We start from the raw sequence: 25,424 nt of genomic DNA on the forward strand, positions 1-25,424 counted from the left end.
TGCCGGAGTCCATGTTAGTAAGCATTTGATATCTTTAAACCTATCACAAAATAGCCAAAATAAAAAAGCCGCTGAGTTATTCAACCCCGCGGCTTTGTCGTTTTGGCTTTGAAATTACTTCCACAAAATTTGCTCAGGTCCTAAGCTTTTGGCTTCACGAAGCATAACACGCAGGCGCTCCAATACTTCTTCTGGGGTATCGGAGTCTTTAAAACTGGTACTGACAGAGGTTGCCGTGATCGTGATTTGCTGTTCGCGGAACTTAAATGGCAGATGCGAGATCTGACGCTGAATATTCTTCACCAACTCATAGCACTCTTGATCTGCTCGTTCTGGCAGTAAAACGATAAACTCTTCGCCAGTATAACGAGCAATAATATCGCCATCATTGAGCTCTGCTTTGATACAGCGAGCGATGATTTTCAGTGCTTTATCGCCTGCGGTGTAGCCAAAGCTGTCATTAATAGCTTTAAAGCTATCGATATCAAATTTTACTACTCGTAAGCTATGTTGGTTACGTATCCAACGGCGGTACTCCACTTCTAAGCGTTCGTTAAAGGCTGAACGGTTGAATAGCCGAGTTAACGGATCTTGTTGGATGCGCTCTGCTTGGTCATCGAGTCGGCGACGATAATCTTGCGTGGTTTCATACAGCGCTTCGAGTTGGCAGTGATTGAACTTCATGCGCTCAAGCAGTGACTTTTCACGTTCTTCTACCAATTTTAAGCGCTCATTCAATGAACCAATTTGGCTTAAAAGAGGGGATAAGTGGTTCTGAGCTTCTTCGATAGATTTGGCTTGATTGAGCACATTATGGCTGTTCGAAACTAGTGATTCTAATTCGTTGCTGTGATCGACTCGCTGCTCAAAATAACTTTCACTTTGATCGGCAATTTGCGCAGAGCTTTTGATCGAGGTTGCCAAGGAGTCATTCACTTGCAGCAAAAACTGTTGTGATGTTTTGCGCTCAGCATGCGTGCCTTGGATGACCAGTTTAAGGATGCGTAAGGTTTCTTCTAACAAAGAGTGCGTGTTGACGCCGAGTAACAGTTTGGCGCGAATATCATTGAGCAACTCGCCAGATTCACCACTAAAGTCCAGTTCAGTGATCAAGTGCTGTAACTCATCATTGAGACGTGAAAGGAGTTCTTTATCGGCATCGTTTGCCAAAATGGCGGTGGTTGAATCTGAATTTGAAATAAGGATTTTGACTGAGCGTTCATAGATCGTCAGTAGTTGGAATGCCTGTTGATTCAGCGGCACTTCATTGGTCGCGGCAAAGCTTAACAGATCGCGCAAGTCGCGCTTAATTTTCGATGGTATACCAGCGATACGAAGGAGTGTTTCACCAGTCTGCTTTATTTGTGAATCTAACTTTTCCCTGTCTGAATCCATAGCCACTTTGTTTTGTTTTATTAAACGTTCCAATACCAAAAGCTGAGGTATTAGTGCACTGATGTCTTTTTGCTTCTCAATCGCCAATTTAAGCTCTTGAAGCCCAGATTGCAAATTGGGATTGTCACTGACACACGTAGTACTTAATGAAGTTACAACGCGTTGTAATACCTGGATTTCTCGTTTGAATTTGAAAGAGGTGTCTCTTTGAGTCAAACGAGCTTGTTCCAATTGAGATTTCAGATTGTGAAGCTGAGACTGAATATCTTGTTCAAGCACGCTCATGTAACGAATTCTTTTATAATCGGGGCGCGATGCCTCTATTAATTAATCTGTTGATAATAACAAATAAATTCGCTCCATGATCGCCTATAACTCATGAACTTGTTGAATTCAGTCATCTTTTAATATTTTTTTGAGACTCTCCTCATTATTGAAAGAAGAATGCACTTTTATTAGCCCTTGGTTAATGGAATGTTTACATGCTTTGCGTACATTGCCGGTGGCTAAACTTGCTGCAGGCGCATTTTCAATCGCTTTGAGATATACCCAATGGCTCGCATGATCCTCAAGGCTTAGCGTACGTGCAGCGCTGGTGGCCATCAATAAAATATCGAGCAGTTCTTTGTCATTAAGAGCGGTGTAGGCGCGTGGCAAAAATGGGTAATCCACCATTCCCAAACGCACCACGCGGTTTAGATTGCGTTGTGGCTTAAATTCATTAATCCACTGCTGCACTTTATTAACCAATACTTCTGGTGAGCTATTGCGGTCACTATTTGGTTCGATGTAGAGCAAATGTGCATCAGAAAAATGATAAACCCTAGCTGGTGAGGTGACCTTTTCTTGTAAGTAAGCGCCAAACTCTTTTTCAAGTTTGAGACCTTCTAAATAGCCATGCTGCATATGTAAGTTACGCAAAAATGGCACATCGATCATCACAAAGCGCAATCGATCATTGAGCGGTTCGTGGATAAGCTCACCGACATGCCAGCGCTCGAATTGGTCGCTACTGGCTTCCAGAGATGCTGGCAATTTTGCGTTGAGCATCCGCAAGTTACGCAACCCTGAGCGAGAGTGGGTAAATAGGTTTTGGTTGAGATTGTTAATTTCTTCTTTTTGCAAACGTAAAAGATGCCCGCGGCGGAGTAAGAAAATGAACAGTAATGAGGCGGCTAAGAACATCGCAAAGGCAATTTTCTGAAACTTGCGATATTCGGTTTGCGCGTGTTCAAGCTCAACCTTTTGTCCGGTTAAGTGAATATTGCGTTCAACGAAATCTTTTTGTTGGCGAAACGCATCTTCACTTAGCATGTCCATCTGTCGCTGCTCAATTGAGACCAACGCATTGTAGTGTTTGAAGTATTCCAGCGCGGTTTTGTAGTCTCCTTTGAGCTCATAACCGCGATTGATCAGGCGATAAGCATGTTTTTGCGTGGTGAGATCATCGATTTTCTGCGCGATAGTCAGTGCGTTGCGACCGTTCTCGATTGTCTCATCGGCAAAATGTTTTTCCGCCGAAAGCCCTGCACGCAATAGGTAGGCGTAGGCTTGTAAACGCGGCACATCGGCATACTGCAATAACTGTTCAGCGCGCTCTAAATATTGCTCAGCCAAAGGAAAATTGACTAGGTTTAGATACGTGGCAGACAGAGCGATGCGCACGTCAATTTCGTTTTCGATCTTGTTGTTGGTGCGCTCATGATCCATGGCATTAAAGTATTGCACCAATGCGAGGTTGTATTTTCCTTGGTAGTAGTAACTGTCACCCATCAGTTTGAGGATTTCAGGTAATACCGGAGAGTCTTCGTAATTGTCGTAAAAGTCAGCGGCTTGAGACAAATGGTTGTTCGCTTTGTCCAGCACTTTACGATCGTAGAAGAGTTTGCCTAAGCAGTAGTTGGTTTTGCCAAGTAGTGCCCGTGAGTCTTCCTCGATTGCCATCCAATAGGCAACCAGAAACTCCGATAAGGCTTTGTTGTATTGCTTGTGATTTAGTAGGTGAGTACCCACGGTAATATGGTGACTGATCACCACATATGATGACTTCGCCGTATCAATATATGGAGTTGTTTGCGCAAACAGTTGATTGGCAAGCTCCAACTCGCCTTCCTTAGAGGCAATTTCAGCTTTGAGCATGGTAAGTTGGTATTTCAACCCTTTGGCTAACTGCTCTGGGTTTTTAACTTTTTTGTAGCTCTGCTCGATTTTGTGTAGCTGCTCGCGAGCTAAAATGCCGTTGCCTGAAAAGCGCCACTCAAGTCGTACTTGGTGCAACTGTACGCCAACACCCAAGTAAGGAAGATCATATTTTTCAGTCAGCGCTTTGGCTTCAGCGAGATGTTTGAGGGCATCTTTAGGGTTGCCAAGGTTAAATTCAGCATCGGCAAGAATGCTTAAAGCATCAATGGTGGCTCCGGGTGTTCGGATGCGGCTATCAGACTCGTCACGAGAAATCGCCGCAGGGCTCTTTTCTGAATTATCCGATAGCTTGCGCTGGGTTAAATAGTCGCTAGCGAGTTGGCGAGCCTGTTTAGGCACAATGTCAACCAGACTGTTCGCTTCATTTAACGTTGGCGAAGTATAAACAGGGTTAGCCATGGTATGGCTTGTTAGCATTAGCATCAATACACAGAGCCAATGCTCCCAGCGCAGTTTTAGCATCCTTAGCTTTTTCCTTATTGACGAGCCATGCGTTGATTGTGATTTGGTTGCGTTAATTCGCTAGAGCGGAATGGGTTGATATCCAATCCGCCGCGGCGAGTATAACGTGCATATACCGTCAACTTTTCTGGGCGGCAATATTTCATAATATCGGTATAAATGCGTTCAACACATTGCTCGTGGAATTCGTTGTGTTCACGGAACGAGACGATATAGCGTAACAGAGCCTCACGATCGATTTTTTGACCTTGGTATTGGATCTCGACACTGCCCCAATCAGGCTGGTTAGTAATCAAGCAGTTAGACTTCAAAAGGTGGCTATGTAGTGCTTCTTCAACCACTTCGTCACTGGTTGAATTGGCAAGCAATGAAGCGTCGAACTCGTAATTGGTGATTTCGATGTCTTGCTCATCAATGCATTCACCGTGCATAGTCACAATCAGGCTGTCGGTATAATCGACTACCGAGCGGACAGTGACCGTAACCTCTTCACCGGCACAGGCTGACAAATCGTTAACCAAGGTTTTTTCTACATCATCCCAACAAGCGAAACGAGTTTGGTTGAAGCTATTGAGGTAGAGCTTGAATGATTTAGATTCAATCAGGTTAGCACTGGTGGCAGGAATGCTAACATCACCCACCGCGACTTGTGGTAATCCTTTTTCGTTGAGCCAAGACAACTCGTAAAGTGTCCATACATCGCAACCTTTAAAGGGCAGGCTATCACCCAGTTCAAGGTCATCACGGTTTAGACTGCGTGGTACTGGTTGCAGCAACGAGGGATCATATTGGCTGGCATACTCAGTTTTTTGACCTAGGGTTAGCCCGGCAAGTTCTTTAGCGTTGGAATATTTGCTCATACTTTGAATAGATTTCGATTAGAATACCGAGAATTTTACGCAAACTCGCACTCAGTGTCATTAACACAAAGACTTTGGAGACCCGAATGGCTGATAATGCCTTGCTCGCCCTACGCTCATTTAGTGAAAAATACCGTTCTGCATACCAAGAAAAACATCGCAGTTTGCCTTTTAGTGAGGAATTAGCTGAGTTGGTGTCTCCTTGTGTCGAGCAAAAACGCGCAGATGGGGTTGAATGGCAGGCTTATCCTCGTGAGCAGTTTGCGGATTTTAGCAACGTCGAAAATGGTATTGAACTTACACTGCACCAAGACATTAAAACCTTTTATGGCGCGCAATACAGTGCGGATATGGAAGCGACATGGAATGGTAATGAACTCGCGTTACTGCAAGTGTGGAACGACGAAGATTTTGTGCGTTTGCAAGAAAACATTCTTGGTCACTTAGTCACGCAGCGCCGCCTTAAGCTCAAACCAACTGTGTTTATTGCTGCGACAGATGCGGAATTGGATGTGATTTCAATCTGTAATATCACCGGGAATGTGCTACTGGAAAGACTAGGTACCGACAAGCGTGATGTGCTGGCAGAGAATCTGGCAGAGTTCTTAACCAACCTTGAGCCTGCGGTGTAATCATGTACGTAGTTGAAATGCAGTTTGAGTGCTTTGATAACACCACGGTGAGTGCCGTCGACAAAGCCATTAACGGTTTAATGGACGCGCTGCGTTACAATGGTCAAGTTTTGGGCAGAGAGTTTCCTATCGTGATGGGCGAGGGGGAGTTTTACGTTCGCGCAGTGTGCCCTGAAAAAGAGAGTTTGCATCCTAAGCACCATTCTGACTTTGTGAAAGTGTGCATCAACCGCTTGGCAGAGGCATGCCTACTGGCACCAAAAGTGCGTTTGCTTGGGCGTGACTTAAATTCAGAACAAGCGGCTGAAGAAGAGACGCCAAGTTGGCAGGTGCTCTACACCACTTATGTGCACACCTGCTCGCCATTGCGCAGCGGTGAAACCCTGTTGCCTATCCCCCTTTATCGCAATCCAGCAACGCTAAATGGCGATCATAAAGCGGTGGTGAAATGGCAAACGGAATGGCAAGCGTGCGACGAGCTGCAAATGGCCGGTGGTTGCCGTGCTGAACATGCCGCTCTACATGAGATCTGCGATGTGGACAGTGTGCTGTTTCGTCGTGGCTGGGACTTGCGTGGTCGCATTGAATACATTACGAAAATTCCAACCTATTACTATCAGTATCGCGTTGGTGGTCAGAGTCTCGCTGATGAACAAGCACGCAAATGCCCAAAATGTGGTGGCGAGTGGCTGTTGGATGAGCCGATTCATGACGTATTCTATTTCAAATGTGATGAGTGCCGAATCGTGTCGAATATCTCTTGGGATCATCTCAAGTAGTGCCGCAAATATTGCTGGCTCTGAGAATTAGCATGACATTTTTTTGTCGCGCCTGAAATTCGTCTTTTATAAAGCCTTATATTAAAAGGCTTTTTTTTCATCTATTGGTTGGTGTTTTTGTTGTGTCGATAAAAAATCAAACTCGATACCCGCTGATACTCAACTGAATGAGCAACAGCGCGATGCTATAATATCGCTGCCGTTTAGTTGTACATTCGTTACGCAATATAAATAACATTATTAACCACTGTAGCGAATGATGAGAATAGATTTTAATGCGTAATATCTTGCCTTTCGCTGTTTTGTCAGCGGTTAGTTTGTCTTACCCCTCTTTTGCCGAATTTGACCTCGAATCGCTGTTGGCGATGCCACTGGATTCCTTAGCCGACACTAAAGTGGTTTCTGCAACCCGCAACGCGCAGAGTCTCTCGGATGTTGCCGCGTCGGTGTACGTGATTAGTGCCAAAGAAATTGAGCGCTCAGGCGTTCGTTCGGTCGCGGATGCGCTAGCCCTTGCTCCAGGTTTACATGTGGCAAAATTTTCTAACTATGACTGGGGGATCACGGCTCGTGGTCAAAACAAGCCACTGAGCAATACTTTGCTGGTAATGGTGGATGGTCGTAGCGTATTTAACCCAATGTTTTCCGGGGTTGATTGGGATTTAATTCCGATAAGTCTCGCCAATATTGCGCAAATTGAAGTGGTGTTAGGTCCGGTTGGAACTATCTGGGGCGGCAATGCCACCAATGGCGTGATCAATATTATCTCGAAAGAAGCCGAAAAGGCGCCGAAAGGAAAACTGACCGTCAAAGAGGGTAATTACAACTACTCAGAATACCAATTTCATGACTCAACCGCGATTGGTGACTATGCCCACTTAAGTGGTTATCTAGAGTATGTCGATCATATGCCGTGGACCAGTGAGCAGGAGATCGTTCAGTCCCAGCAACATTATAATGTGAATACCGAGCGATTTGGCACACGACTCGATTATCAAAAGTTTGCTAATACCTTGAGCGTGCAAGCTGGAGGCATTCGCTCGCGTGAAGATTATATGTGGGTGGAGTATTTACCTCATCCAACTATTGCAGGGGCATATTCGGGGGATTTTTACGATACCGAAATGACCATGCAAGAGTATTTTGCCGGTTTACAGCACATCTATGACTTCCAAGATGGTGACAGTTGGGATAACAAAGTTTGGCTCACCTATAGCGATAATGATGGTCCTGATCGCAACGCTAGCTTTTGGCGCTTTGATCTCGACTCCCACTACACCATCGCCGAACTGTGGGGCACGCAGCTTAGTCTTGGCAGCAATATCCGCATTATTGATGAGCAGTTGGGCAAATACAGCGCGGTCGATCAGTATTCGATGACCTATTTGCGTGTCACCGATGAGCATGACTTTTTAAGTCAAAGTTATGCACTCTATGCCAACTGGGAGATCCCTTTGGATGATAAAACTCACCTTACCGTAGGTAACCGTTGGCAGTATCATAACCTTACTGACGAGATATACGCGCAGCCTCAAGTGCGTCTCAGTTATCAACTATCTGATGAGCAACGTCTATGGGCGGGCTGGGGGCTATCTGTTGTTACGCCTTCAAGGCTTGAAATGGAGACCACTTTTCAACGTAACTACTATGGCTATATTAAGCCAGTAGATGATGTGTTTTATTACGTCGGCAGTGATCTGCTTGCTGGTAACGACAACATGGATGTTGAAAAAATCGAGACCTTTGAACTGGGCTACCGCCTGTGGAAGGGCAATGCGATGCAACTGAGCATCAGCACCTATTACAGTCGTCATGACAATATCCGCGCGGGACTTTTTCTTGAGAAAATCCCTAATCACAATGGCGCGAGCAATGGATTGTTCTTTTCTCAATATGATGATCCTCTTTGGTCGGAAACGATGGGCGGTGAAGTTGCGCTCAAGTGGCAGCCGCTGCCCGATGTGCAATTGAATACCAACTATAGCTACAAACGTATTGTTGGTCATTGTAAGGGCGCGTTGTGTGCAGGTAGTGATGCGGCGAAGCGACAGTTGGAGAACCAGCCAAATCACTTTTTTAATGCTCAAGTGATTTGGGATATTAACCCACAGTGGTGGGTTAGTTCGACGCTGCACTATGTTTCAAAGTCATCTCCTCATCCTGATTACACCACCAAAGATGGCTATGCATGGCCGGAAGTCGTGAATGTCGATGCTTCCGCCAGTTGGCAAATGCATAAGCGCGCACCAAGAATTAGCGCTAGCGTAGAGAACTTAACCACTGATCAATCAAAAGAATTTCCAGACTCTTTGGGGGCGTTCCAAAACGGAACGCAATACTGGTTGACCCTAGAGTGGACGTATGGCGCAGCGCAAGAGTAACAAACCAATGACAATAGGATTTAAATTTAAACCGGCGTTATCGAGCATGCTTGCGGTATTAGGTCTTAACTTATTCGCCTTGCCAGTTATCGCCAAAGTAGATGATGCCGATTTAAAAGCGGTTTACCTGTTTCGCTTCGCGCTGTTGGCAGACTGGCAAAATACAGGGGTCAGCTCAGAGCATATTGAATACTGCGTGACAGACATCAACGAAATCAGTTTACGCCTTGAGGCGATCATCGCCAGTAAACCGCAAATGGCGCGCTTCTTTTTACTTAGTGAAGGAGGCGATCCGCAGGTTTGTCATATTTTATTTACCAGCCAAAGTGATGCTGACAACAACGAACAACTACGCCAACAGTATCCTCATGCCTTGTTGGTCGGTGATGGAGTCGATTTTGTCAAAAATGGCGGCATGATTGCTTTTGTTAAGGTTAGAAACCGTATTCGCCCCCTGATTGCACGAGCAAATGTCGAGCAGTCTCAAGTTTTACTGCGCTCCCAGTTATTGGAAGTGTCTGAACTGTATAAGGCGGAGGCAGAATGAAACTGACTAGCTTTCGCCAGTGGCCACTGCGCTACAAGATGATGCTACCAACTTGGTTGATTGTGACGTTTATCGTTGGCTTGATAGGTACGCTGGCGATTCATTTGCTGATCGTTTCTCAGCGCGACGCGCAGGAGCAAAGGGTTACTATTTTATCCCAAGGTGTTGCGACGACGCTGCAAGCGGCGCTGATGTTCGATGATCCACTGACCGCAAAAGAGCAGCTTATTAATCTGACGTTTGATCCTGTGATTATTGCGGCAAAAGTGGTCAATCAAACTGGTGAGACCGTGGCTGAAATTGCTCAGCTTCCTTCTGGTTGTCGCTGGCTTGATAGCAGCCTCGCCTGTGACTGGGTTCGATACGAACGTGTAGAAACGCCAATTGAAATGTTGGGTGAAACGCTTGGCACGCTGGTGGTATGGGAATCGCTCGAGCTGCTATCAAGCAGAGAAAAACAACTGTTTAGCTATCTTGGATTATTGGGATTGGCTGTCTCGCTCTTTTCGTGGTTTTTTGCTCGTCTATTGCACAGCTTGATTGTTAAGCCACTTTCGACCTTGCATGCGTCAATGGAGCAGACGATCACCCAAGGCATGACAGCCAATACGATTGAGGTAATGCATGATGATGAAGTGGGTAAGCTCACCACCTGCTTTAATGAAATGATCGCCAACTTGCTTGATCGCGAAAAACAATTACAAAATGCGCTGTTAAGCGTCGAGCAAAAAAACCGCTATATTCACAATGCGCTTAACGTTATGCAGCGAGGCGTATTGGTTGTATCCCCGGACAACCGAGTTGAGTACAGCAACCCTGTTGCTAGTACTATCTTTGCTGATCAAGCATTAGACAATACGCGCCTTGTGCTGGAGCGCAGTTTTGAGCCCAAGCTATCAATTGAGTCGGTATTGCATGCAATAGATAACCATCTTCCGCTTCTGCCTGTTGAACTTAGAACCCGGCAAGGTGACAAGCGTTACCGAGTCAGTTGTCACCCTCTAGAAGCAGATAAGCAGTCACTGGTACAGTTCCAGGATATTACGCAAATCAATATTGCAGAGAAACGCCGCATCTTGCTTGAGTTGATGTTTGATCAGTACCAAGATGCCATCTTAGTGCTAGATAGAAATTTACAGCTAGAAACGCAGAATAATACTGCGTCTGAGTGGTTTGGTACGCTTAACTCTGCACTTGATTTAGTCTTCAAACAGCCTCTGCAATTTACCTCGCAGATGAAGCGAGAGCTGCTTGGCACTGGTTTGGTGATGCGCAAGGTTCAGATCCAACATCAGCACCGAGGCTGGATGCCTTACGAGTTGCGCGCTCGAGCGCTTAAAAGCAATGATGGCAGAGTCGAAGCTTTTGTTGTTAGTGTGGTGGATTTAAGTGTGGGAATGGAACTCAAACGTTTAGATTTTGCCGCCAATCATGACCCGCTCACCGGGTTAGCCAATCGCTCTAAAGCCATTAAGCACCTAGAAGAGGGACATAACAGAGGGGAGTCACAGTTTATTTTCTTCCTCGATTTGGATGGCTTCAAAGCGGTGAATGATCAGTATGGGCATGGCGTCGGTGATGAACTGCTTAAAGTTGTCGCTAAGCGTCTGAAGGGGTGCATTTCATCGCAAGATTTAGTGGCGCGAATCGCTGGCGATGAGTTTTTAATTGGTATTGCGAAGAGTCAGTTTTGCCAGCCGATTGCACAGCGAATTATTGAGACTTTAGCCCGTCCGATTGTAATAAATCAGCATGTGTGCGACGTGACAGCTAGCCTTGGTATTAGCTATTGGACAAATGATGACAGTGCCAGTCTAGATGAGATGATAAGTCTTGCAGATAGTCATATGTATACTGCAAAACGCTTGGGTAAAAACCAGTTTTACTACCCGAAGTAGCGCATTGATATACCGCGCGATAAATTACCGAAGAGCCAAGGTATCAGCGTGAGCTGGTATCTTGGTCAGATGGCTTTGTGTCATCTTGGTCTTCGTTGGCGGGCTTTTTCTTCATTTGCGTGACTTTCATATTTGCCGTGTATTTGAGCACACTGATGTTACCGATGATAACGGCAAGAACAATTGCGATGATCACCCAAGGGTTAGTCAGTAAGTCCATCATTCATCTCCACTGATGTTGGTGATAAATTGATTGTAGATCGTCTCAAGCTTTTCGAGTACCACTTCGTTACCCAAAACAGGGGATAAACTGAGCCTTTGCTGTAAATGCTTTAAGGTTAACTGTTGTAAACATCGGCTTGCAACTTGCTTATGGCTAATATGCCAAGGCTCTGGGGCGACGCCACCAAGATCATGCTGGTAAGGAAAAAAGAAACCGTACTTACTGAGGTTGCCTGCCAGCCAAAGGTAGAAATCTGCTTGGTGACCTGACAAATATTCCCAAGGCTCTAACTGCAACTGTGTTTCTTTCGGTAGCGAATCGCGGTCAAATACATCGAAGTCGCTTCCCCAATGATGGCGGCTTGCGCCAGGCAGTGCTGACCAGCGCAAAATAGCCATAATTTTTTCATCGGTAGTCAGAGTTTGGCTGTCTAATGGTTGGCTATTGCTATCGAGAATAACGCTGTCACCCGCCATCTTGTTATTCCAAATCAGTTTCTGGCGAGCAAAGTCGCGAAACCCACTAGCAATATTAAGGTTGTATCCCGCCTGAGCAGCGGCGTGTTTTAGCTCCAAAAGGTCGTCGACCACTTGCAGGTGGACAAGAAAGGCTTTCTGACCAAACATGATTTCTGTTAAATGGTCACTATTGACTCCACTTAGTTGCTCAGGCGTCATCTTCACGCGAGTACGTTCTCCAAGATGTTTTGATACATATCGGTCAGTTTTTCCAAATCGGCGATGCTGACACACTCGTTCACTTTGTGAATTGTGGCATTGACGGGACCTAACTCGACAACTTGACCGCCCATTTGTGCGATAAAGCGACCATCAGAGGTGCCACCAGTGGTGAGTAATTCTGGGGCAATATGGTTAACATCGGACACGCCTTTTACGACTGCATCCAATAGTGCGCCAGTGTCGGTCAAAAATGGCTGACCGCTTAGTGTCCATTTTAGATCGTAGTCTAAGCCATGGGCATCTAATACAGAATGTACGCGACGTTTAATTTCACCGTCTGTCAGTTCGGTGCTGAAGCGGAAGTTAAACTGCACATCAAATTCACCCGGAATTACGTTTGATGCCCCAGTACCAGCGGCAAGATTTGGAATTTGGAAACTGGTTGGCGGGAAGTATTGATTGCCATTATCCCACGTCGTGTTGGCGAGTTCCGCCAGCGCTGGTAGCGCTTGATGAACCGGATTGTTTGCCAGATGCGGATAGGCAACATGACCTTGTGTGCCTTTCACACGCAGATCGCCAGTAATTGAGCCGCGTCGACCATTTTTGACCACATCGCCTACTGAGTGCGTGCTCGACGGTTCACCGACAATACACATATCAATAGGTTCGTTGCGCGCCATGAGAGTATCCACCACGCGTGTGGTGCCATTAATAAATGGACCTTCTTCATCTGAAGTGATCAAAAACGCCAGTGAGCCTTGATGATCGGGATGCTTGGCAATAAAGCGCTCAACTGCCACTATCATACAGGCTAAAGAACCTTTCATATCGGCAGCGCCGCGCCCGTGCAAGTAACCATCAATCACGGTTGGTTCAAATGGTGGTGTATGCCACTGCTCACGAGGACCTGCCGGGACAACATCGGTGTGACCGGCAAAGGCAAACAGTGGCGCTTGGCTGCCACGTCTTGCCCAAAAGTTAGTTGTGTCTTCGAACACCATCACTTCAATCTCGAATCCGAGCGCTTGCAAACGGTCGATCATTACTTGTTGGCAACCCGCATCCTCTGGGGTTACGGACTGGCGGCTAATCAGGTCTTTTGCCAGCGCCAATACTGGGCTATCAGTCATCCTTGAAATCCTTTTCGTTATGCAAAAATTGCGGCGTATTGATCCGCTTTAAATCCAATGTGGTATTGGTTATCCACCAGTAGAATCGGGCGTTTAATCATGGCAGGCTGTTCTATTAATAGAGCAATCACCGTCTCCTGGTTCAGCGTATCTTTTTGTTCTTGGCTTAGCTGGCGGTAGGTCGTACCGCGTTTGTTGAGCACATTTTCCCAGCCTAAAGCTTGGCAAAACGCATTTACTAAATTCTCATCAATACCTTGTTTACGATAATCGTGAAACTCATAGCCGATATTTTCGGCATCGAGCCATTTTTTCGCTTTTTTAATCGTATCGCAATTCGGAATACCGTACATAGTGATCGTCATGTTGAACCTTTTTAAGTGACTTTTTTATTATTTTTGAATCCTATCAGGAACTTCGCAGGGAAACAAAAAATGTGACGCATATATTTTGATGAGTAAAAAATACCCTAAACCGATGTGAATGAAGACGAGTTATTGATCAAACGCAAAATATTTATCGCACAAACGGAAATAATGTTCACTGAAGTTTATAGGAGGTATCAATGGAACTGAGTCCTGTGTTTGCAAGGCGTTTGTATTTGGCTCTGCTTGTTGAAAGTTTAGAGCGTCCAAATGTTCCGAAACTAATTGAGCAAACTGGCTGGCCGCGTCGCACGATTCAAGATGTTATCAAAGCGCTGCCGGGCATTGGCATCGAACTCGCATTTGTACAAGATGGTCGACGTCATAACGATGGCTACTACCAATTGTCAGATTGGGGACCATTCGATAGCCAATGGGTGAGCGAACGAGAATCAGATATTGCTGCGAGCTTAGGCTTTAGAGCATAACGGTGTCTTCATCCACATTTATATGCATTCCCCACCACGGTAAATGAGGTGGTAAAATCTTGTGGAGCTATTACATAAACCGTCGTCGCGCCAAGTTTCTTGGCGCGATTTTTTACGTCGTTAATAGCCCCTTGGACCATGGCATCATTGGTGAAAAATAGATAGGAATACCAATGTCCTTCTGTTCCCGTCACATCACCTAACCATTGGCATTGGTCGGCGTCAAAACCACTATCGAAACGTACATGCACATCTTGCGCCTCTTGGTTCACTTGAGTGTACGGAGCCGCACACCCAGTAAGTAAGGCAAATAATGAAAGGGTGGTAAGGTTACGCAGTTTGTGTGACATAAACATAAAATCCTATCCAACTGACGACCAACAGCATCCAAGGCAGTATAGCGTTTTTCGCTTGGTTTGTTGGCTCGTTTACGACCGGTTGTTCAACTTCGTGATCTTGGTTTTTATCTAGGCGTTTGGCTTTGAGGTTTTTCTTCTTAGCTTTATCAGCTTGGCGCGCTTTTTCTTTTTGCTGCTTCTTATACAGCGCAATGCCTTTCTCAATTCCTTGAGCTATCAGTTTGGTTTGCTCTTTAGTTTGCCCCGGTTTTTGTGTTGCTTTAGCAACGCTCATTGCTTCTTGTTGAGTTTGTGCTGAGGGTACGGCTTTGTTTTTCATTTTGTTTGCTGTTTTCCAATGGTTTTTCTCATGCTACCACGTTGAACAAATTGTTGCTGCTGGCAAATTGCGGAAGGCAGCGGTGGGAGGTAAGCGCAAAATTCGATGGCATGTTGCGATAATTGGAGTAGAGTGATGCCCAAATTCATTACCATTTTGAACAATTATGCGTTACGCCATCGAATCGTTTGATAAAAACGGCTTTCTCCTTGCCCCTAAGTGGTTATGGCTCGGTTGGATGTTATTGGCAAAGGCATGGGTGGTCTTTATTGTTGCAGGGGTGAGCCGTGATAGCGGCAGCACTATTTTAAACTACGTTTACCCAGATCATGACATGTTGTATTTGGGCTTATTAATGGGCGTGCCGAGTATTGCGTTGATGTGGTTGATTAGCCTTCGTTCTCCCGAGCGCCGCTGGGCTGCCAAGATTGTTTCTTGGGGAAAACCGATCACCTTAATCACTGCACTGAGCCAATTTTTTCAAAGCGTGTACCATGTTTATCTACAAGCAGGCGCCTTCAGTTGGACCAATGGTGTGATAATGTTGGTGCTACTTTGGTTTGCTATTTACGTATATCAAAGCAAAACCGTTCGAGATTGTTTTAAACTCAACGAAACTAACTGATCATAATCAATACGTAGCACGCTATAACGATTACACTGAGCAAAATTAAAATAATGAGGAGCAAATAAATGTCTCACCCTCAATCGGCGATTCTTCCAGAAGCGGAACCGTTCGCACACTACACCTTATTGAAAGTTAACCAAAACCCTCAGCAGGTATTGGCACAGCTACAAGCGCTGCCAGCTTTGGTGGCAGAATTAAACCAGCAGCAAGCACAAGCGAACTTGACGCTTTCTGTGGCATTTACCCATGGTTTTTGGTCGCAATTAAACCAAGCGATGCCAGCAGAGTTGATTGAATTTCCTCAGTTAGGCGAAGGCGAAATCGTGGCGCCAACCAGTGATGTGGATGTGTTAGTCCATCTACACTCAAGTCGTCCAGATCTGCATTTCTATGTAATGCGTAAGTTGCTCGCAGAAGTGGCAGATGAAGTAACAGTCGTAGACGAGACGGCTGGTTTCCGTTACCTAGATGCACGTGATATGACCATGTTTGTCGATGGTACAGAAAACCCGAAAGAGGCGGCTCGCCAAGAAGTGGCGATTATCCCTCAAGGTGAATTCGCGGGCGGCAGTTACGTGATGGTGCAGCGCTTTATCCATAACCTACCAGCTTGGAACCGTCTCAATGTGTCAGCGCAAGAGAAAGTGATCGGTCGTACTAAGCCTGATTCAATCGAGCTTGATGATGTACCAGCGGCATCGCATGTTGGACGCGTGGATATTAAAGAAGAAGGCAAAGGGCTGAAAATTGTACGCCATAGCTTGCCTTACGGCAGTGCAAGTGGCGAACACGGCTTATTGTTCATTGCATACTGCAACACACTACACAACTTTAAAACCATGTTAGAGAGCATGTATGGTGTAACGGATGGCAAAACTGACCAGCTATTACGCTTTACTCATGCAGTAACAGGTGCCTACTTCTTTGCTCCAAGTGAAGCAATGCTGCAGCAACTTGCAATTAACTAAGCGCAAATGATTTAGTTTAAGCCGAGCCTATGCTCGGCTTTTTCATTTTTGCTGTAAAAATTCTTAAAGTTCTGCCGGGTTAGCCGATAAAGAAGTAACCAATAAAAAGGCTAATCACGATATGAGTGTTACTGTTAATACCAATGTTTCAGCAATGACAGCGCAGCGCCACTTAGGCAATGCGACGCATTTGCTCAATCAATCACTGGAGCGACTGGCTTCAGGGAGCCGTATTAACAGCGCCAAAGATGACGCAGCTGGCTTGCAGATATCTAATCGCCTCGAAACGCAGATGAGCGGGCTGAATGTCGCGATGCGCAACGCCAATGATGGCATCTCAATCATGCAAACTGCAGAAGGGGCGATGAAAGAGTCGACCAATATTTTGCAACGTATGCGCGATCTCTCTTTGCAATCGGCTAACGGTTCAAATAGCCCTGCTGAACGTATTGCCTTACAAGAAGAAATGACCGCTTTAAATGATGAATTAAATAGAATCGCTGAAACCACCTCTTTTGGTGGTCGAAAACTGCTCAATGGTTCGTTTAAAGAAGCCGCTTTTCAAATTGGTGCCGATTCGGGTGAAGCGGTGCAGGTGAGCTTAAATAACATGCGTACCGATACGTTGGCGATGGGAGGCTTTAGTTATATTGCTGCAGCAAAAGCGAGTCCTGACTGGCGTGTTAGCGCGGGTGGCGAAAAGTTAAACATCAGCTTTACCACAGCTAAAGGTGAGCAGGAAAACATCCAACTCACTACCAAAGTCGGCGACGATATTGAACAGCTCGCAAGCTACATCAATGGTCAAACCGATAAAGTTTCTGCCTCTGTGAATGAAGAGGGGCAGTTGCAGATTTATATGTCGGGTTGTGAAACTTCGGGAACACTCAGTTTCTCAGGCAGCCTAGCTAATCAACTGAATATGAATTTAGCTGGCTATGAAGCGGTGGATAATTTGGATATTACCGATGCAGGCGGCGCGCAACGCGCAGTGTCGGTGATTGATACTGCGTTGGAATACGTAGACAGCCATCGAGCCGAGCTCGGGGCGATGCAAAATCGCTTTGGGCATGCGATTAATAATTTAAGCAATATCAATGAAAATCTCGCGGCGTCAAACAGTCGCATCAAAGATACCGATTACGCCAAAGAAACTACGCAAATGCTTAAGCAGCAAATCTTGCAGCAAGTCAGCACCTCAATTTTAGCTCAGGCAAAACAGCAGCCGAACCTTGCGTTAACTCTGCTGGGATAATTAAAGGCGAAGTGTATCGGCAGCTAAATTGATAGCTTTAATAATAATTGCGACTTTTCTTGTTTTTTATCTATTTCATCACGCAAAACCCACCAAAGTGCTTTTTATCAAAAAAAACTTAATTTTTTTCTAAAGGTTTGCCAAAGCGTGCCGTTAATAAAAGTAACTTTGAGAGAACTACTTGGTTTTCCGAGACGTCGGAAACCGGAAACATCGGAAAATCAATTGGAGAAACCACCATGGCAGTGAATGTAAATACTAACGTTTCAGCAATGACAGCTCAGCGCTACCTTAACCAAGCAACTGGCGCACAACAAACATCAATGGAGCGTCTAGCATCTGGCTCTAAAATCAACAGCGCTAAAGATGATGCAGCTGGTCTACAAATCTCTAACCGTCTTAATGTACAAAGTCGCGGTCTAGATGTAGCAGTACGTAACGCTAACGACGGTATCTCTATCGCTCAAACCGCTGAAGGCGCGATGAACGAAACAACCAACATCCTGCAACGTATGCGTGACCTATCGCTACAATCAGCGAACGGTTCAAACTCAAAATCTGAGCGCGTAGCGATTCAGGAAGAAGTAACAGCACTAAACGACGAACTAAACCGTATTGCTGAAACAACTTCATTTGGTGGTAACAAGCTACTTAACGGCACGTTCACTACTAAATCAATGCAAATTGGTGCAGATAACGGTGAGGCAGTAATGCTAACCCTAAACGATATGCGTAGTGATAACGCGCAAATGGGTGGTACAAGCTACAAAGCATCTGCTGAAAACGCGAAAGACAAAGATTGGAACGTGGCAGCAGGTTCTAACGTCCTAGAAATCACGCTAACTGAAAAAGGCGCAGCGGCTCCTCAAACGATCTCTATCGAAGCGAAAGCGGGCGATGATATCGAAGAGCTAGCGACTTACATTAACGGTCAAACTGACAAAGTAACGGCTTCTGTTGATGAAGAAGGTCGTCTACAAGTTTTCGCTGGCGCGAACAACGTTGATGGTGCAGTTAGCTTTGGCGGTACACTAGCTGGTGAACTAGGCATGAGCGCAGGTTCTGCTGTAACAGTTGATAAAATCGACGTAACAACAGTGGGTGGTTCTCAAGAGTCTGTGGCAGTAATCGACTCAGCACTTAAGTACGTTGACGCACACCGTGCAGAACTAGGTGCATTCCAAAACCGATTCGAGCACGCTATCAACAACCTAGACAACATTAACGAAAACGTAAATGCGTCTAAGAGCCGTATCAAAGATACTGATTTCGCGAAAGAAACAACGGCACTAACTAAGTCGCAAATTCTTTCTCAAGCTTCAAGCTCTATCTTGGCACAAGCGAAACAAGCGCCAAACTCAGCACTAAGCCTACTAGGCTAATTGCTAGAGCAAATGAAAAATCCAGCTTCGGCTGGATTTTTTTGTTTCTGCGCTCGGTAAAAGCCATGTGAACTATCAATAATCCATATGCACGATTGGAACTGGTTCACGTTTTTCTCAATAACTAAGAATATTCGCAAGAATAATTAAATTTTCTCTAAAGGTTATATTTTGTCGGTCGTTAAAGGGCTGAGAGAAATGATATGCATTGAAGTGAGGTGAGAGACACGGATATGCATAGCCCTATGCCTAAGGAGATCAAATATGGCAATCAACGTAAACACGAATGTGTCTGCGATGACAGCACAACGCTATGTCAATAATGCAACCGACGGGATGCAGAAATCGATGGAGCGTTTGTCATCAGGTTACAAGATCAACAGCGCGAAAGATGACGCAGCAGGTCTGCAAATCTCAAACCGTTTAACTTCTCAAAGTCGCGGTTTAGATATGGCAGTGAAAAATGCCAATGATGGTATTTCTATTTCACAAACCGCAGAAGGTGCAATGAATGAAACGACCAACATTCTGCAACGTATGCGTGATCTTGCTTTGCAATCTTCCAATGGTTCAAATTCACGCTCTGAGCGTATCGCTATCCAAGAGGAAGTGACGGCTCTGAACGATGAATTGAATCGAATTGCAGAAACGACCTCATTTGGTGGTAACAAGCTACTCAATGGTCAATTTGGCAGCAAATCGTTCCAAATCGGCGCGGGCTCTGGCGAAGCAGTGCAGTTGAGCATGGGTAACATGCGTTCTGATACTGAAGCGATGGGCGGTAAAGCGTACGAAGTGACAACGGGTAAAGCGGCTGATTGGCGTGTAGCGGCCGATGCCACTGATATCACGCTAGCGTATACCGATACGCACGGTGAGGCGAAATCGTTGACCATCAATGCGAAAGAGGGTGATAACGTAGAGCAAGTAGCGACTTACATTAATGGCCAAAGCAGCGATATCAAAGCTTCGGTTGGTGAAGACGGTAAGATGCAATTGTTCGCCGCGTCAAACCAAGTGGATGGTGATGTGACTATTGGCGGCGCACTCGGTGGTGATTTAGGCTTTGGTGCAGCTAAAGAAGTGACTGTTGCCGATGTTGACGTAACATCTGTAGCAGGCTCTCAAATGGCGGTTTCTGTCATTGATGGCGCACTTAAGTCAGTTGATAGCCAACGTGCATCATTAGGTGCATTCCAAAATCGCTTTGAACATGCGATCAATAACTTAGATAATATTAACGAGAATGTGAACGCATCCCGCGGACGTATTCTTGATACGGACTACGCTAAAGAAACAACCCAAATGACCAAGTCGCAGATTCTGCAGCAAGCAAGTACCTCGGTACTCGCACAAGCGAAGCAGACACCAACTGCGGCATTGAGCCTATTGGGTTAAGGCGTGTAAGGCCGAGCCGAATAGACGCCATGACTTAGTTAAATTGGCGTTTATGAGGTGGAAGGGAGATTGTTATGGAAATACCATCCTACACATCGAACATCCAGTCTTATGGCTCACAAAGTGGCACTAAAATTGCTTCGGAGTATGATAATCCGCAAGGTGTTTCCTTACCTTCTAACAAGGTAGTGGCTTCGGAGATAGACCAGTTGACCTCGCGAGGGGTTGAGCAAGCGACGGAAGTTATTCAAGCAAGACAAAAACTTTCTGAGCAAGAGCGCGAAAAAGTGGTAGAGCAGATGAATGAATTTATTTCCTCTATCCAAACTGGTTTGTCATTCCGGATTGATGAGCAATCTGGACGAGATGTGGTCACCATCTATGAAGAGAGTACTGGCGAAATTATTCGACAGATACCTGATGAGGAAATGCTAGAAGTCTTGCGACGTCTTAGAGAACAAACAGCCCGCTATTCTTCTGGGCTTTTGATCGAAAAGGTGTAATCGTGTTTTTGAGGTGATTGAATGAGTTTTGGCCCAATAGGGATGAATACTGGCATGGATATCAATGCCATGGTGAGCAAAATTGTTGAAGCGGAGCGCGCGCCAAAGCAGCAACGCATCAACAATGAGCTTAACCAGATTGATTCTAGTATCAGTGCCTATGGTCGGCTCAGAGAGTCGCTGGATACGATGAAAAACTTAATGGCGAGCTTTCGTCAGGAAAAGGCGTTTGCGGCAAGAAAGGTTGAATCGACCGATGATGCCGTAGTGTCAGCAACCGCCACTACTGAAGCGATCGCAGGTCGTTATGCTGTCGATGTGTTGCAACTTGCTCAAAGCCACAAAATTGCCTCCGATGTACTTCCAGAGGATGCAAAGTTTGGTGCGGGTAAGTTGCGTATCGCGATGGGCAACAAGTCATTTGTTGTTGATGTAAAAGAGCACTCCAAGTTAACCGATATCGTCCGCACAATAAACGGCGATAAAAGTAACCCTGGAGTGCGCGCTTCAGTGATCAATGATACCAATGGTCCACGTCTAATCGTGGCATCAGACTTATCTGGTCAAGACAACGCCGTTAGCATGAGCGTTGAGACCGACAAACCGAATAACTTGCTGAAGAATTTTGAATACAAAACCCTTGAGCAACGTGTCTCCGATTTAGAAAAAGCACGCGCACAAGCGCAAGAGCTGCTTAGCCCGCTGACTGAACAAGAACAGTTGGTGGCTGATCGCATTGCTCAGCGCAATATCGATGCGGCAAAAAATGTCGACCAAGAAATTGCCGATGCCACCAAGCAAGCGGCAAGTGTTGTCGACCCTAATGCAGCCAAAGATGTCACGCCAACCAATCCTATTTCGGATAAAGCCGTCGCTGCGGCTGCCAGTGCAGGGCAAGCGGCGAATAAATACATTAAGCCAGAAGATCGAATTCCCGGCTGGACCGAAACTGCATCGGGCACGCTACTCGATTCCTACTGGGAACCAGAGCCTGAACTGGATGATAAAGCGCTTGAAAAATCGGGCGATATCCCGGGCTGGAGCAACACGGCTTCAGGTACCTTAACTGACTCTTACGTTACGCCGAAAGAAGCGCAAGCGGCGCTCGACAAAAAGCTCGCCGCCGAACAAGCGGTGATTGCAGCAGCCAACCAAACAGAGATAGATAAGATTGATGCCGCTTTGGCTGCTGGTGAAATGAATGACAACCAAGCAAAACAAGCCAAACTCGATTTGTTACCGCCTGAGCAGCGCGACTATTTACAGCGAATTGAAAAAGCGCAGCAAGATCTTAAAGCCGCGCAATCTTCGTTTGATGCTTACGGTGGTATGAGCCAAGTTCAGGCGGCGCAAGATTCTAAAGTGATGCTTGATGGCGTGGCGCAGCTTTCGAGTAACAATAACATCATTGAAAATGCCATTGATGGTGTCGACCTAACGTTAAAAGGGCGCACTCAGCCAGGTAAACAAGCGTCAGAGATCGATATTGAATACAACCGCGAAGGCGTGCGTGAGGATATCGAGCAATTTGTTTCAGCGTATAACCAGTTCTATCAGCTCTCAAAAGATCTCGCCAGTGTTGACCCAGTTACTGGGCAGCGAGGTCCGCTTTCTGGTGACAGTGTGGTTCGCAGCGCCGATTCGCGCTTAAAAGCAGTCTTCTCATCGAAAATAGAACCGGCGCCGGAAGATCTTAAATCGCTGACAGAGTTTGGTATTACGACAACGCGTCAAGGTACGTTGGAAATCAACTACTCGATGCTTGATCGCCAGCTCAATAATAACTTTAACAAACTCGAAGACTTTTTCGGTGGTAACCAAGGTTTTGCCAAAAAAGTGGAAGACGCCATTCATGGCATTACCGGAGTGCAAGGCGCGCTGCGCACGCGTGAGCAGAGTTTGGTCGAGCGTAATTACCGCATTCAAGATGACCAAGCCAATTTAGATCGTCGTATGGATAGCCTGGAGAAACGCACCCACGCCAAATTTACGGCGATGCAAGATTCAACCAGCAAAATGCAACAGCAACTCGCGGGGATGATGAATGCACTTGGAGGATGATTTCTATACTAAATTGCAGAATTTGTGTGATTTAGATCAAGTAATTATCGGTCGGCTTACATTGCCCGACATTAATGCTGAAGAAATTGCTCAATTGGTCGATAACAGGGAACAATTATTGCTGGGCTTGTTAAGCATGATAGAGACAGTGCCATCTCTTGCTAACAGCGAGCGTTGGCAGGCTGCAGTGCAGCAGACACAGCAAGTGGTCAAATTGATGCAAGAACAAACGACATTACTCGGTCAGTCGCTACACAAGTATCGACATGGTAATAAGTCAGTTCAGCAATACAAAAAGTTTTTATAAAGAGGAAGGTTATGCGCGGTTCATTACAGGCTTACAAGAAGGTATCGGTAGATAGCCAGCTCAGTGCGGCCTCCCCGCATAAAATTGTGCAGATGCTAATGGCTGGTGCGATTGAGCGTTTGATTCAAGGTAAAGCGGCAATGCAACAAGGCAATATCCCAGCAAAAGGGGAGCGCTTGGGTAAAGCATTGGACATCATTATCAGCCTACGTAGCTGTCTTTCGATGGATGATGGCGGTGATATCGCTCAAAATCTTGATCAACTGTACGAATTCATGATTACACAGATAACTGCGGCCAACCACAAAAATGACCCGCAACTGATAGATGACGTAATAGACATCATTCGTGAGATCAAATCGGCGTGGGATCAGATACCAGCTGAGTTTCATAACCTTACCGCGAAGGAAGTTGGCGTATAAAAAGTTTGTTAATTTATTGCTAATTAACTTGGTGGTATAGAACCTTCAGCCTTGGGTAAACATCACACCATATAATTGCTTGGTTGCCTTATTTTTTTTATCAAATAGAATAGAAGCCACTATAACCCTAGTGGCTAATTTCAGTTGCGCGTTTTTTAAACTAAATATCAGCTAAAAATGACTCAAACTAATGAGGTTGGTATTTGTATTCGTGCGACTCCAAGTATTAACGAAGGCAATCATTCTCACCTATGCAAGGCTTAGCAAAATTACTTGTCATTGAAGACGACGCTCAAGCGCAAACCAATCTAGCTACTATTTTAGATTTTGTGGGCGAACAATGTGAAGTTGTCAGTGCAGCTCAAATTGATTCGCTCGACTTCGCAGGCATTTGGTCTGGTTGTATTGTCGGCTCAATTAATGATGCTGATGATGCCGCTAAGTTGAATGATCGACTTTCCAGCGCGAGCCATATTCCCCTACTTATTGCCAATTCTGCCTTTCCTTTCGTAGAAGATCTAACCAACTATGTTGGTGATTTAGCATTTCCACTCAACTACCCGCAGCTCAGTGAAGCTTTGCGCCACTGCAAAGACTTTTTGGGGCGTAAAGGGGTCAATGTTGTTGCGAGTTCGCGCAAAAATACGCTATTTCGCAGTTTGGTCGGACAGAGCCATGGCGTTCAAGAAGTTCGTCATTTAATCGAACAAGTTTCTTCGACAGAAGCCAATGTGCTGATCCTCGGCGAATCAGGCACTGGTAAAGAAGTTGTGGCGCGCAATATTCACTACCATTCGACTCGTCGTGGTGGGCCTTTTGTGCCCATTAACTGTGGTGCAATTCCGCCAGATTTGCTTGAAAGTGAGCTGTTCGGTCATGAGAAAGGCGCTTTTACCGGGGCGATTACGGCACGTAAAGGGCGTTTTGAACTGGCTGATGGCGGTACGCTGTTTTTGGATGAAATTGGCGATATGCCAATGCCAATGCAAGTTAAGTTATTGCGAGTATTGCAAGAACGCTGTTTTGAACGAGTAGGTGGTAACAATACCATTCGTGCCAATGTGCGCGTTATCGCTGCGACCCATCGTAACCTTGAAGAAATGATCAATGATGGTCTGTTTAGAGAAGATCTTTACTACCGTCTAAACGTATTTCCAATTGAGATGCCAGCACTGCGTGAGCGCAAAGAGGACATCCCTCTTTTGCTACAAGAGCTAATGACGCGTATGGAAGCAGAAGGTGCGCAGCCAATTTGCTTCACGCCTCGTGCAATTAACTCCTTAATGGAGCACAACTGGCCGGGCAATGTGCGTGAATTGGCGAATTTGGTTGAGCGTATGATCATTCTTTATCCAAATAGCTTAGTGGATGTGAACCATCTACCGACCAAGTATCGTTATAGTGATATTCCAGAGTTCCAACCTGAATATAACCCGGTTATGTCGGTGGAAGAGCAAGAGCGTGATGTACTGCAGAATATTTTCTCGGAAGATTTCAGCGTTGATCACATGGATATCTTCTCTGCAGAGAGCAATGCACCACAAGCACTGCCACCGGAAGGGGTGAACTTAAAAGAGATGCTTGCGGATCTTGAAGTTACTATGATCAACCAAGCTTTGGATGCGCAAGGCGGCATTGTGGCGCGAGCAGCAGATATGCTAGGCATGCGTCGAACCACCTTGGTGGAAAAAATGCGTAAGTACAATTTGCAGCGCTAATTGGTGCGTGTCAAAATAATGACTCTCAATTAAGTTTTTGATAATAAACAATAATGGCT

At 45.6% G+C, this 25,424-nt stretch carries 25 protein-coding genes; 16 read left to right on the top strand and 9 right to left on the bottom strand.

Annotated features, from left to right (window positions below; translation table 11 throughout):
• Positions 1-114 precede the first annotated feature (114 nt).
• From DPF93_RS05350 to queF, 3 genes are all read right to left on the bottom strand, one after another.
• Positions 115-1,680, bottom strand: coding sequence for a sensor domain-containing diguanylate cyclase (locus tag DPF93_RS05350; RefSeq protein WP_114765191.1), 1,566 nt, complete (start codon positions 1,678-1,680; stop codon positions 115-117).
• Between the two features lie 108 nt (positions 1,681-1,788).
• Positions 1,789-4,059, bottom strand: a complete 2,271-nt coding sequence (locus DPF93_RS05355) for a tetratricopeptide repeat protein (RefSeq protein ID WP_114765192.1) — start codon at positions 4,057-4,059, stop codon at positions 1,789-1,791.
• A 14-nt stretch (positions 4,060-4,073) separates the two neighbouring features.
• A complete protein-coding gene (queF, locus tag DPF93_RS05360) occupies positions 4,074-4,919 on the bottom strand; it encodes an NADPH-dependent 7-cyano-7-deazaguanine reductase QueF (protein ID WP_114765193.1) in 846 nt (281 codons plus the stop codon).
• 86 nt (positions 4,920-5,005) lie between these two features.
• On the opposite strand from queF, the gene syd reads away from it, so the two are divergent.
• From syd to DPF93_RS05385, 5 genes are all read left to right on the top strand, one after another.
• Positions 5,006-5,551 (top strand): SecY-interacting protein, encoded by a 546-nt coding sequence (syd, locus tag DPF93_RS05365; RefSeq protein ID WP_114765194.1) that lies wholly within the window; start codon positions 5,006-5,008, stop codon positions 5,549-5,551.
• A gap of 2 nt (positions 5,552-5,553) precedes the next feature.
• The gene (locus DPF93_RS05370; RefSeq protein WP_114765195.1) at positions 5,554-6,330 is read left to right on the top strand and encodes a Zn-ribbon-containing protein; all 777 of its coding nucleotides are present in this window, start codon (positions 5,554-5,556) and stop codon (positions 6,328-6,330) included.
• A gap of 275 nt (positions 6,331-6,605) precedes the next feature.
• A complete protein-coding gene (locus DPF93_RS05375) occupies positions 6,606-8,711 on the top strand; it encodes a TonB-dependent receptor plug domain-containing protein (protein WP_114765196.1) in 2,106 nt (701 codons plus the stop codon).
• 7 nt (positions 8,712-8,718) lie between these two features.
• Entirely contained in the window at positions 8,719-9,258 is a 540-nt protein-coding gene (locus DPF93_RS05380) for a YfiR family protein (RefSeq protein WP_244204685.1), read from the top strand.
• Positions 9,255-11,156, top strand: coding sequence for a sensor domain-containing diguanylate cyclase (locus tag DPF93_RS05385; protein WP_114765197.1), 1,902 nt, complete (start codon positions 9,255-9,257; stop codon positions 11,154-11,156). Before DPF93_RS05380 ends, DPF93_RS05385 begins: the two co-directional genes overlap by 4 nt.
• A 43-nt stretch (positions 11,157-11,199) precedes the next feature.
• On the opposite strand, the gene DPF93_RS05390 is transcribed toward DPF93_RS05385, so the two are convergent.
• The 4 genes from DPF93_RS05390 to DPF93_RS05405 are packed head-to-tail and all read right to left on the bottom strand — an operon-like array spanning position 11,200 to position 13,557.
• Positions 11,200-11,376: a DUF2897 family protein gene (locus DPF93_RS05390; protein WP_114765198.1), complete on the bottom strand. Its 177-nt coding sequence runs from the start codon at positions 11,374-11,376 to the stop codon at positions 11,200-11,202.
• Positions 11,376-12,056: a M15 family metallopeptidase gene (locus tag DPF93_RS05395; RefSeq protein ID WP_114765199.1), complete on the bottom strand. Its 681-nt coding sequence runs from the start codon at positions 12,054-12,056 to the stop codon at positions 11,376-11,378. The genes DPF93_RS05390 and DPF93_RS05395 overlap by 1 nt, the downstream gene beginning before the upstream one ends.
• Before the next feature lie 2 nt (positions 12,057-12,058).
• Positions 12,059-13,192, bottom strand: coding sequence for a succinyl-diaminopimelate desuccinylase (gene dapE / locus DPF93_RS05400; RefSeq protein ID WP_114765200.1), 1,134 nt, complete (start codon positions 13,190-13,192; stop codon positions 12,059-12,061).
• Between the two features lie 17 nt (positions 13,193-13,209).
• Positions 13,210-13,557 (bottom strand): ArsC family reductase, encoded by a 348-nt coding sequence (locus DPF93_RS05405; protein ID WP_114765201.1) that lies wholly within the window; start codon positions 13,555-13,557, stop codon positions 13,210-13,212.
• A 200-nt stretch (positions 13,558-13,757) separates the two neighbouring features.
• On the opposite strand from DPF93_RS05405, the gene DPF93_RS05410 reads away from it, so the two are divergent.
• Positions 13,758-14,045: a winged helix-turn-helix domain-containing protein gene (locus DPF93_RS05410; RefSeq protein WP_114765202.1), complete on the top strand. Its 288-nt coding sequence runs from the start codon at positions 13,758-13,760 to the stop codon at positions 14,043-14,045.
• Positions 14,046-14,053: 8 nt separating this feature from the next.
• Here the strand turns inward: DPF93_RS05410 and DPF93_RS05415 are convergent, their stop codons facing one another.
• Both DPF93_RS05415 and DPF93_RS05420 read right to left on the bottom strand, forming a co-directional pair.
• A complete protein-coding gene (locus tag DPF93_RS05415; RefSeq protein WP_114765203.1) occupies positions 14,054-14,395 on the bottom strand; it encodes a DUF4156 domain-containing protein in 342 nt (113 codons plus the stop codon).
• The gene (locus DPF93_RS05420; protein ID WP_114765204.1) at positions 14,376-14,723 is read right to left on the bottom strand and encodes a DUF2956 domain-containing protein; all 348 of its coding nucleotides are present in this window, start codon (positions 14,721-14,723) and stop codon (positions 14,376-14,378) included. Before DPF93_RS05420 ends, DPF93_RS05415 begins: the two co-directional genes overlap by 20 nt.
• A gap of 166 nt (positions 14,724-14,889) precedes the next feature.
• Between DPF93_RS05420 and DPF93_RS05425 the strand changes: the two genes are divergently transcribed.
• The 10 genes from DPF93_RS05425 (at position 14,890) to DPF93_RS05470 (ending at position 25,365) form a co-directional block, all read left to right on the top strand.
• Positions 14,890-15,348, top strand: coding sequence for a DUF2919 domain-containing protein (locus DPF93_RS05425; RefSeq protein ID WP_114765205.1), 459 nt, complete (start codon positions 14,890-14,892; stop codon positions 15,346-15,348).
• A 68-nt stretch (positions 15,349-15,416) separates the two neighbouring features.
• On the top strand, positions 15,417-16,319 hold the full coding sequence (locus tag DPF93_RS05430; protein ID WP_114765206.1) for a Dyp-type peroxidase: 903 nt from the start codon (positions 15,417-15,419) through the stop codon (positions 16,317-16,319).
• Between the two features lie 121 nt (positions 16,320-16,440).
• Entirely contained in the window at positions 16,441-17,574 is a 1,134-nt protein-coding gene (locus tag DPF93_RS05435; RefSeq protein ID WP_114765207.1) for a flagellin, read from the top strand.
• Positions 17,575-17,813: 239 nt separating this feature from the next.
• Positions 17,814-18,956 (top strand): flagellin, encoded by a 1,143-nt coding sequence (locus tag DPF93_RS05440; protein WP_114765208.1) that lies wholly within the window; start codon positions 17,814-17,816, stop codon positions 18,954-18,956.
• 264 nt (positions 18,957-19,220) lie between these two features.
• Complete coding sequence (locus DPF93_RS05445; protein WP_114765209.1) at positions 19,221-20,354, top strand: flagellin; 1,134 nt, start codon at positions 19,221-19,223, stop codon at positions 20,352-20,354.
• Between the two features lie 74 nt (positions 20,355-20,428).
• A complete protein-coding gene (gene flaG / locus DPF93_RS05450; protein WP_114765210.1) occupies positions 20,429-20,857 on the top strand; it encodes a flagellar protein FlaG in 429 nt (142 codons plus the stop codon).
• Between the two features lie 21 nt (positions 20,858-20,878).
• On the top strand, positions 20,879-22,918 hold the full coding sequence (fliD, locus tag DPF93_RS05455) for a flagellar filament capping protein FliD (protein WP_114765211.1): 2,040 nt from the start codon (positions 20,879-20,881) through the stop codon (positions 22,916-22,918).
• Positions 22,902-23,225 (top strand): flagellar protein FliT, encoded by a 324-nt coding sequence (gene fliT, locus DPF93_RS05460; protein WP_114765212.1) that lies wholly within the window; start codon positions 22,902-22,904, stop codon positions 23,223-23,225. The genes fliD and fliT overlap by 17 nt, the downstream gene beginning before the upstream one ends.
• A gap of 11 nt (positions 23,226-23,236) precedes the next feature.
• Positions 23,237-23,647, top strand: a complete 411-nt coding sequence (fliS, locus tag DPF93_RS05465; RefSeq protein ID WP_114765213.1) for a flagellar export chaperone FliS — start codon at positions 23,237-23,239, stop codon at positions 23,645-23,647.
• Positions 23,648-23,898: 251 nt separating this feature from the next.
• On the top strand, positions 23,899-25,365 hold the full coding sequence (locus tag DPF93_RS05470; RefSeq protein ID WP_114765214.1) for a sigma-54 dependent transcriptional regulator: 1,467 nt from the start codon (positions 23,899-23,901) through the stop codon (positions 25,363-25,365).
• Positions 25,366-25,424: the final 59 nt, after the last annotated feature.

The sequence above is a fragment of the Vibrio rhodolitus genome, from assembly GCF_003350325.1.
In the GTDB taxonomy this organism is placed as follows: domain Bacteria; phylum Pseudomonadota; class Gammaproteobacteria; order Enterobacterales; family Vibrionaceae; genus Vibrio; species Vibrio rhodolitus.

Excerpts from the sequence above, each read along its gene's own strand:
- DPF93_RS05395 (WP_114765199.1), bottom strand. The coding sequence starts at position 12,056 with ATGACGCCTGAGCAACTAAGTGGAGTCAATAGTGACCATTTAACAGAA.
- DPF93_RS05375 (WP_114765196.1), top strand. The coding sequence starts at position 6,606 with ATGCGTAATATCTTGCCTTTCGCTGTTTTGTCAGCGGTTAGTTTGTCT.
- DPF93_RS05385 (WP_114765197.1), top strand. The coding sequence starts at position 9,255 with ATGAAACTGACTAGCTTTCGCCAGTGGCCACTGCGCTACAAGATGATG.
- DPF93_RS05425 (WP_114765205.1), top strand. The coding sequence starts at position 14,890 with ATGCGTTACGCCATCGAATCGTTTGATAAAAACGGCTTTCTCCTTGCC.
- DPF93_RS05430 (WP_114765206.1), top strand. The coding sequence starts at position 15,417 with ATGTCTCACCCTCAATCGGCGATTCTTCCAGAAGCGGAACCGTTCGCA.
- fliT (WP_114765212.1), top strand. The coding sequence starts at position 22,902 with ATGCACTTGGAGGATGATTTCTATACTAAATTGCAGAATTTGTGTGAT.
- DPF93_RS05390 (WP_114765198.1), bottom strand. The coding sequence starts at position 11,376 with ATGGACTTACTGACTAACCCTTGGGTGATCATCGCAATTGTTCTTGCC.
- DPF93_RS05420 (WP_114765204.1), bottom strand. The coding sequence starts at position 14,723 with ATGAAAAACAAAGCCGTACCCTCAGCACAAACTCAACAAGAAGCAATG.
- DPF93_RS05445 (WP_114765209.1), top strand. The coding sequence starts at position 19,221 with ATGGCAATCAACGTAAACACGAATGTGTCTGCGATGACAGCACAACGC.
- flaG (WP_114765210.1), top strand. The coding sequence starts at position 20,429 with ATGGAAATACCATCCTACACATCGAACATCCAGTCTTATGGCTCACAA.
- DPF93_RS05380 (WP_244204685.1), top strand. The coding sequence starts at position 8,719 with ATGACAATAGGATTTAAATTTAAACCGGCGTTATCGAGCATGCTTGCG.
- DPF93_RS05370 (WP_114765195.1), top strand. The coding sequence starts at position 5,554 with ATGTACGTAGTTGAAATGCAGTTTGAGTGCTTTGATAACACCACGGTG.
- dapE (WP_114765200.1), bottom strand. The coding sequence starts at position 13,192 with ATGACTGATAGCCCAGTATTGGCGCTGGCAAAAGACCTGATTAGCCGC.
- DPF93_RS05410 (WP_114765202.1), top strand. The coding sequence starts at position 13,758 with ATGGAACTGAGTCCTGTGTTTGCAAGGCGTTTGTATTTGGCTCTGCTT.
- DPF93_RS05350 (WP_114765191.1), bottom strand. The coding sequence starts at position 1,680 with ATGAGCGTGCTTGAACAAGATATTCAGTCTCAGCTTCACAATCTGAAA.
- DPF93_RS05405 (WP_114765201.1), bottom strand. The coding sequence starts at position 13,557 with ATGACGATCACTATGTACGGTATTCCGAATTGCGATACGATTAAAAAA.
- fliS (WP_114765213.1), top strand. The coding sequence starts at position 23,237 with ATGCGCGGTTCATTACAGGCTTACAAGAAGGTATCGGTAGATAGCCAG.
- DPF93_RS05415 (WP_114765203.1), bottom strand. The coding sequence starts at position 14,395 with ATGTCACACAAACTGCGTAACCTTACCACCCTTTCATTATTTGCCTTA.
- fliD (WP_114765211.1), top strand. The coding sequence starts at position 20,879 with ATGAGTTTTGGCCCAATAGGGATGAATACTGGCATGGATATCAATGCC.
- queF (WP_114765193.1), bottom strand. The coding sequence starts at position 4,919 with ATGAGCAAATATTCCAACGCTAAAGAACTTGCCGGGCTAACCCTAGGT.
- DPF93_RS05435 (WP_114765207.1), top strand. The coding sequence starts at position 16,441 with ATGAGTGTTACTGTTAATACCAATGTTTCAGCAATGACAGCGCAGCGC.
- DPF93_RS05440 (WP_114765208.1), top strand. The coding sequence starts at position 17,814 with ATGGCAGTGAATGTAAATACTAACGTTTCAGCAATGACAGCTCAGCGC.
- syd (WP_114765194.1), top strand. The coding sequence starts at position 5,006 with ATGGCTGATAATGCCTTGCTCGCCCTACGCTCATTTAGTGAAAAATAC.
- DPF93_RS05355 (WP_114765192.1), bottom strand. The coding sequence starts at position 4,059 with ATGCTAAAACTGCGCTGGGAGCATTGGCTCTGTGTATTGATGCTAATG.
- DPF93_RS05470 (WP_114765214.1), top strand. The coding sequence starts at position 23,899 with ATGCAAGGCTTAGCAAAATTACTTGTCATTGAAGACGACGCTCAAGCG.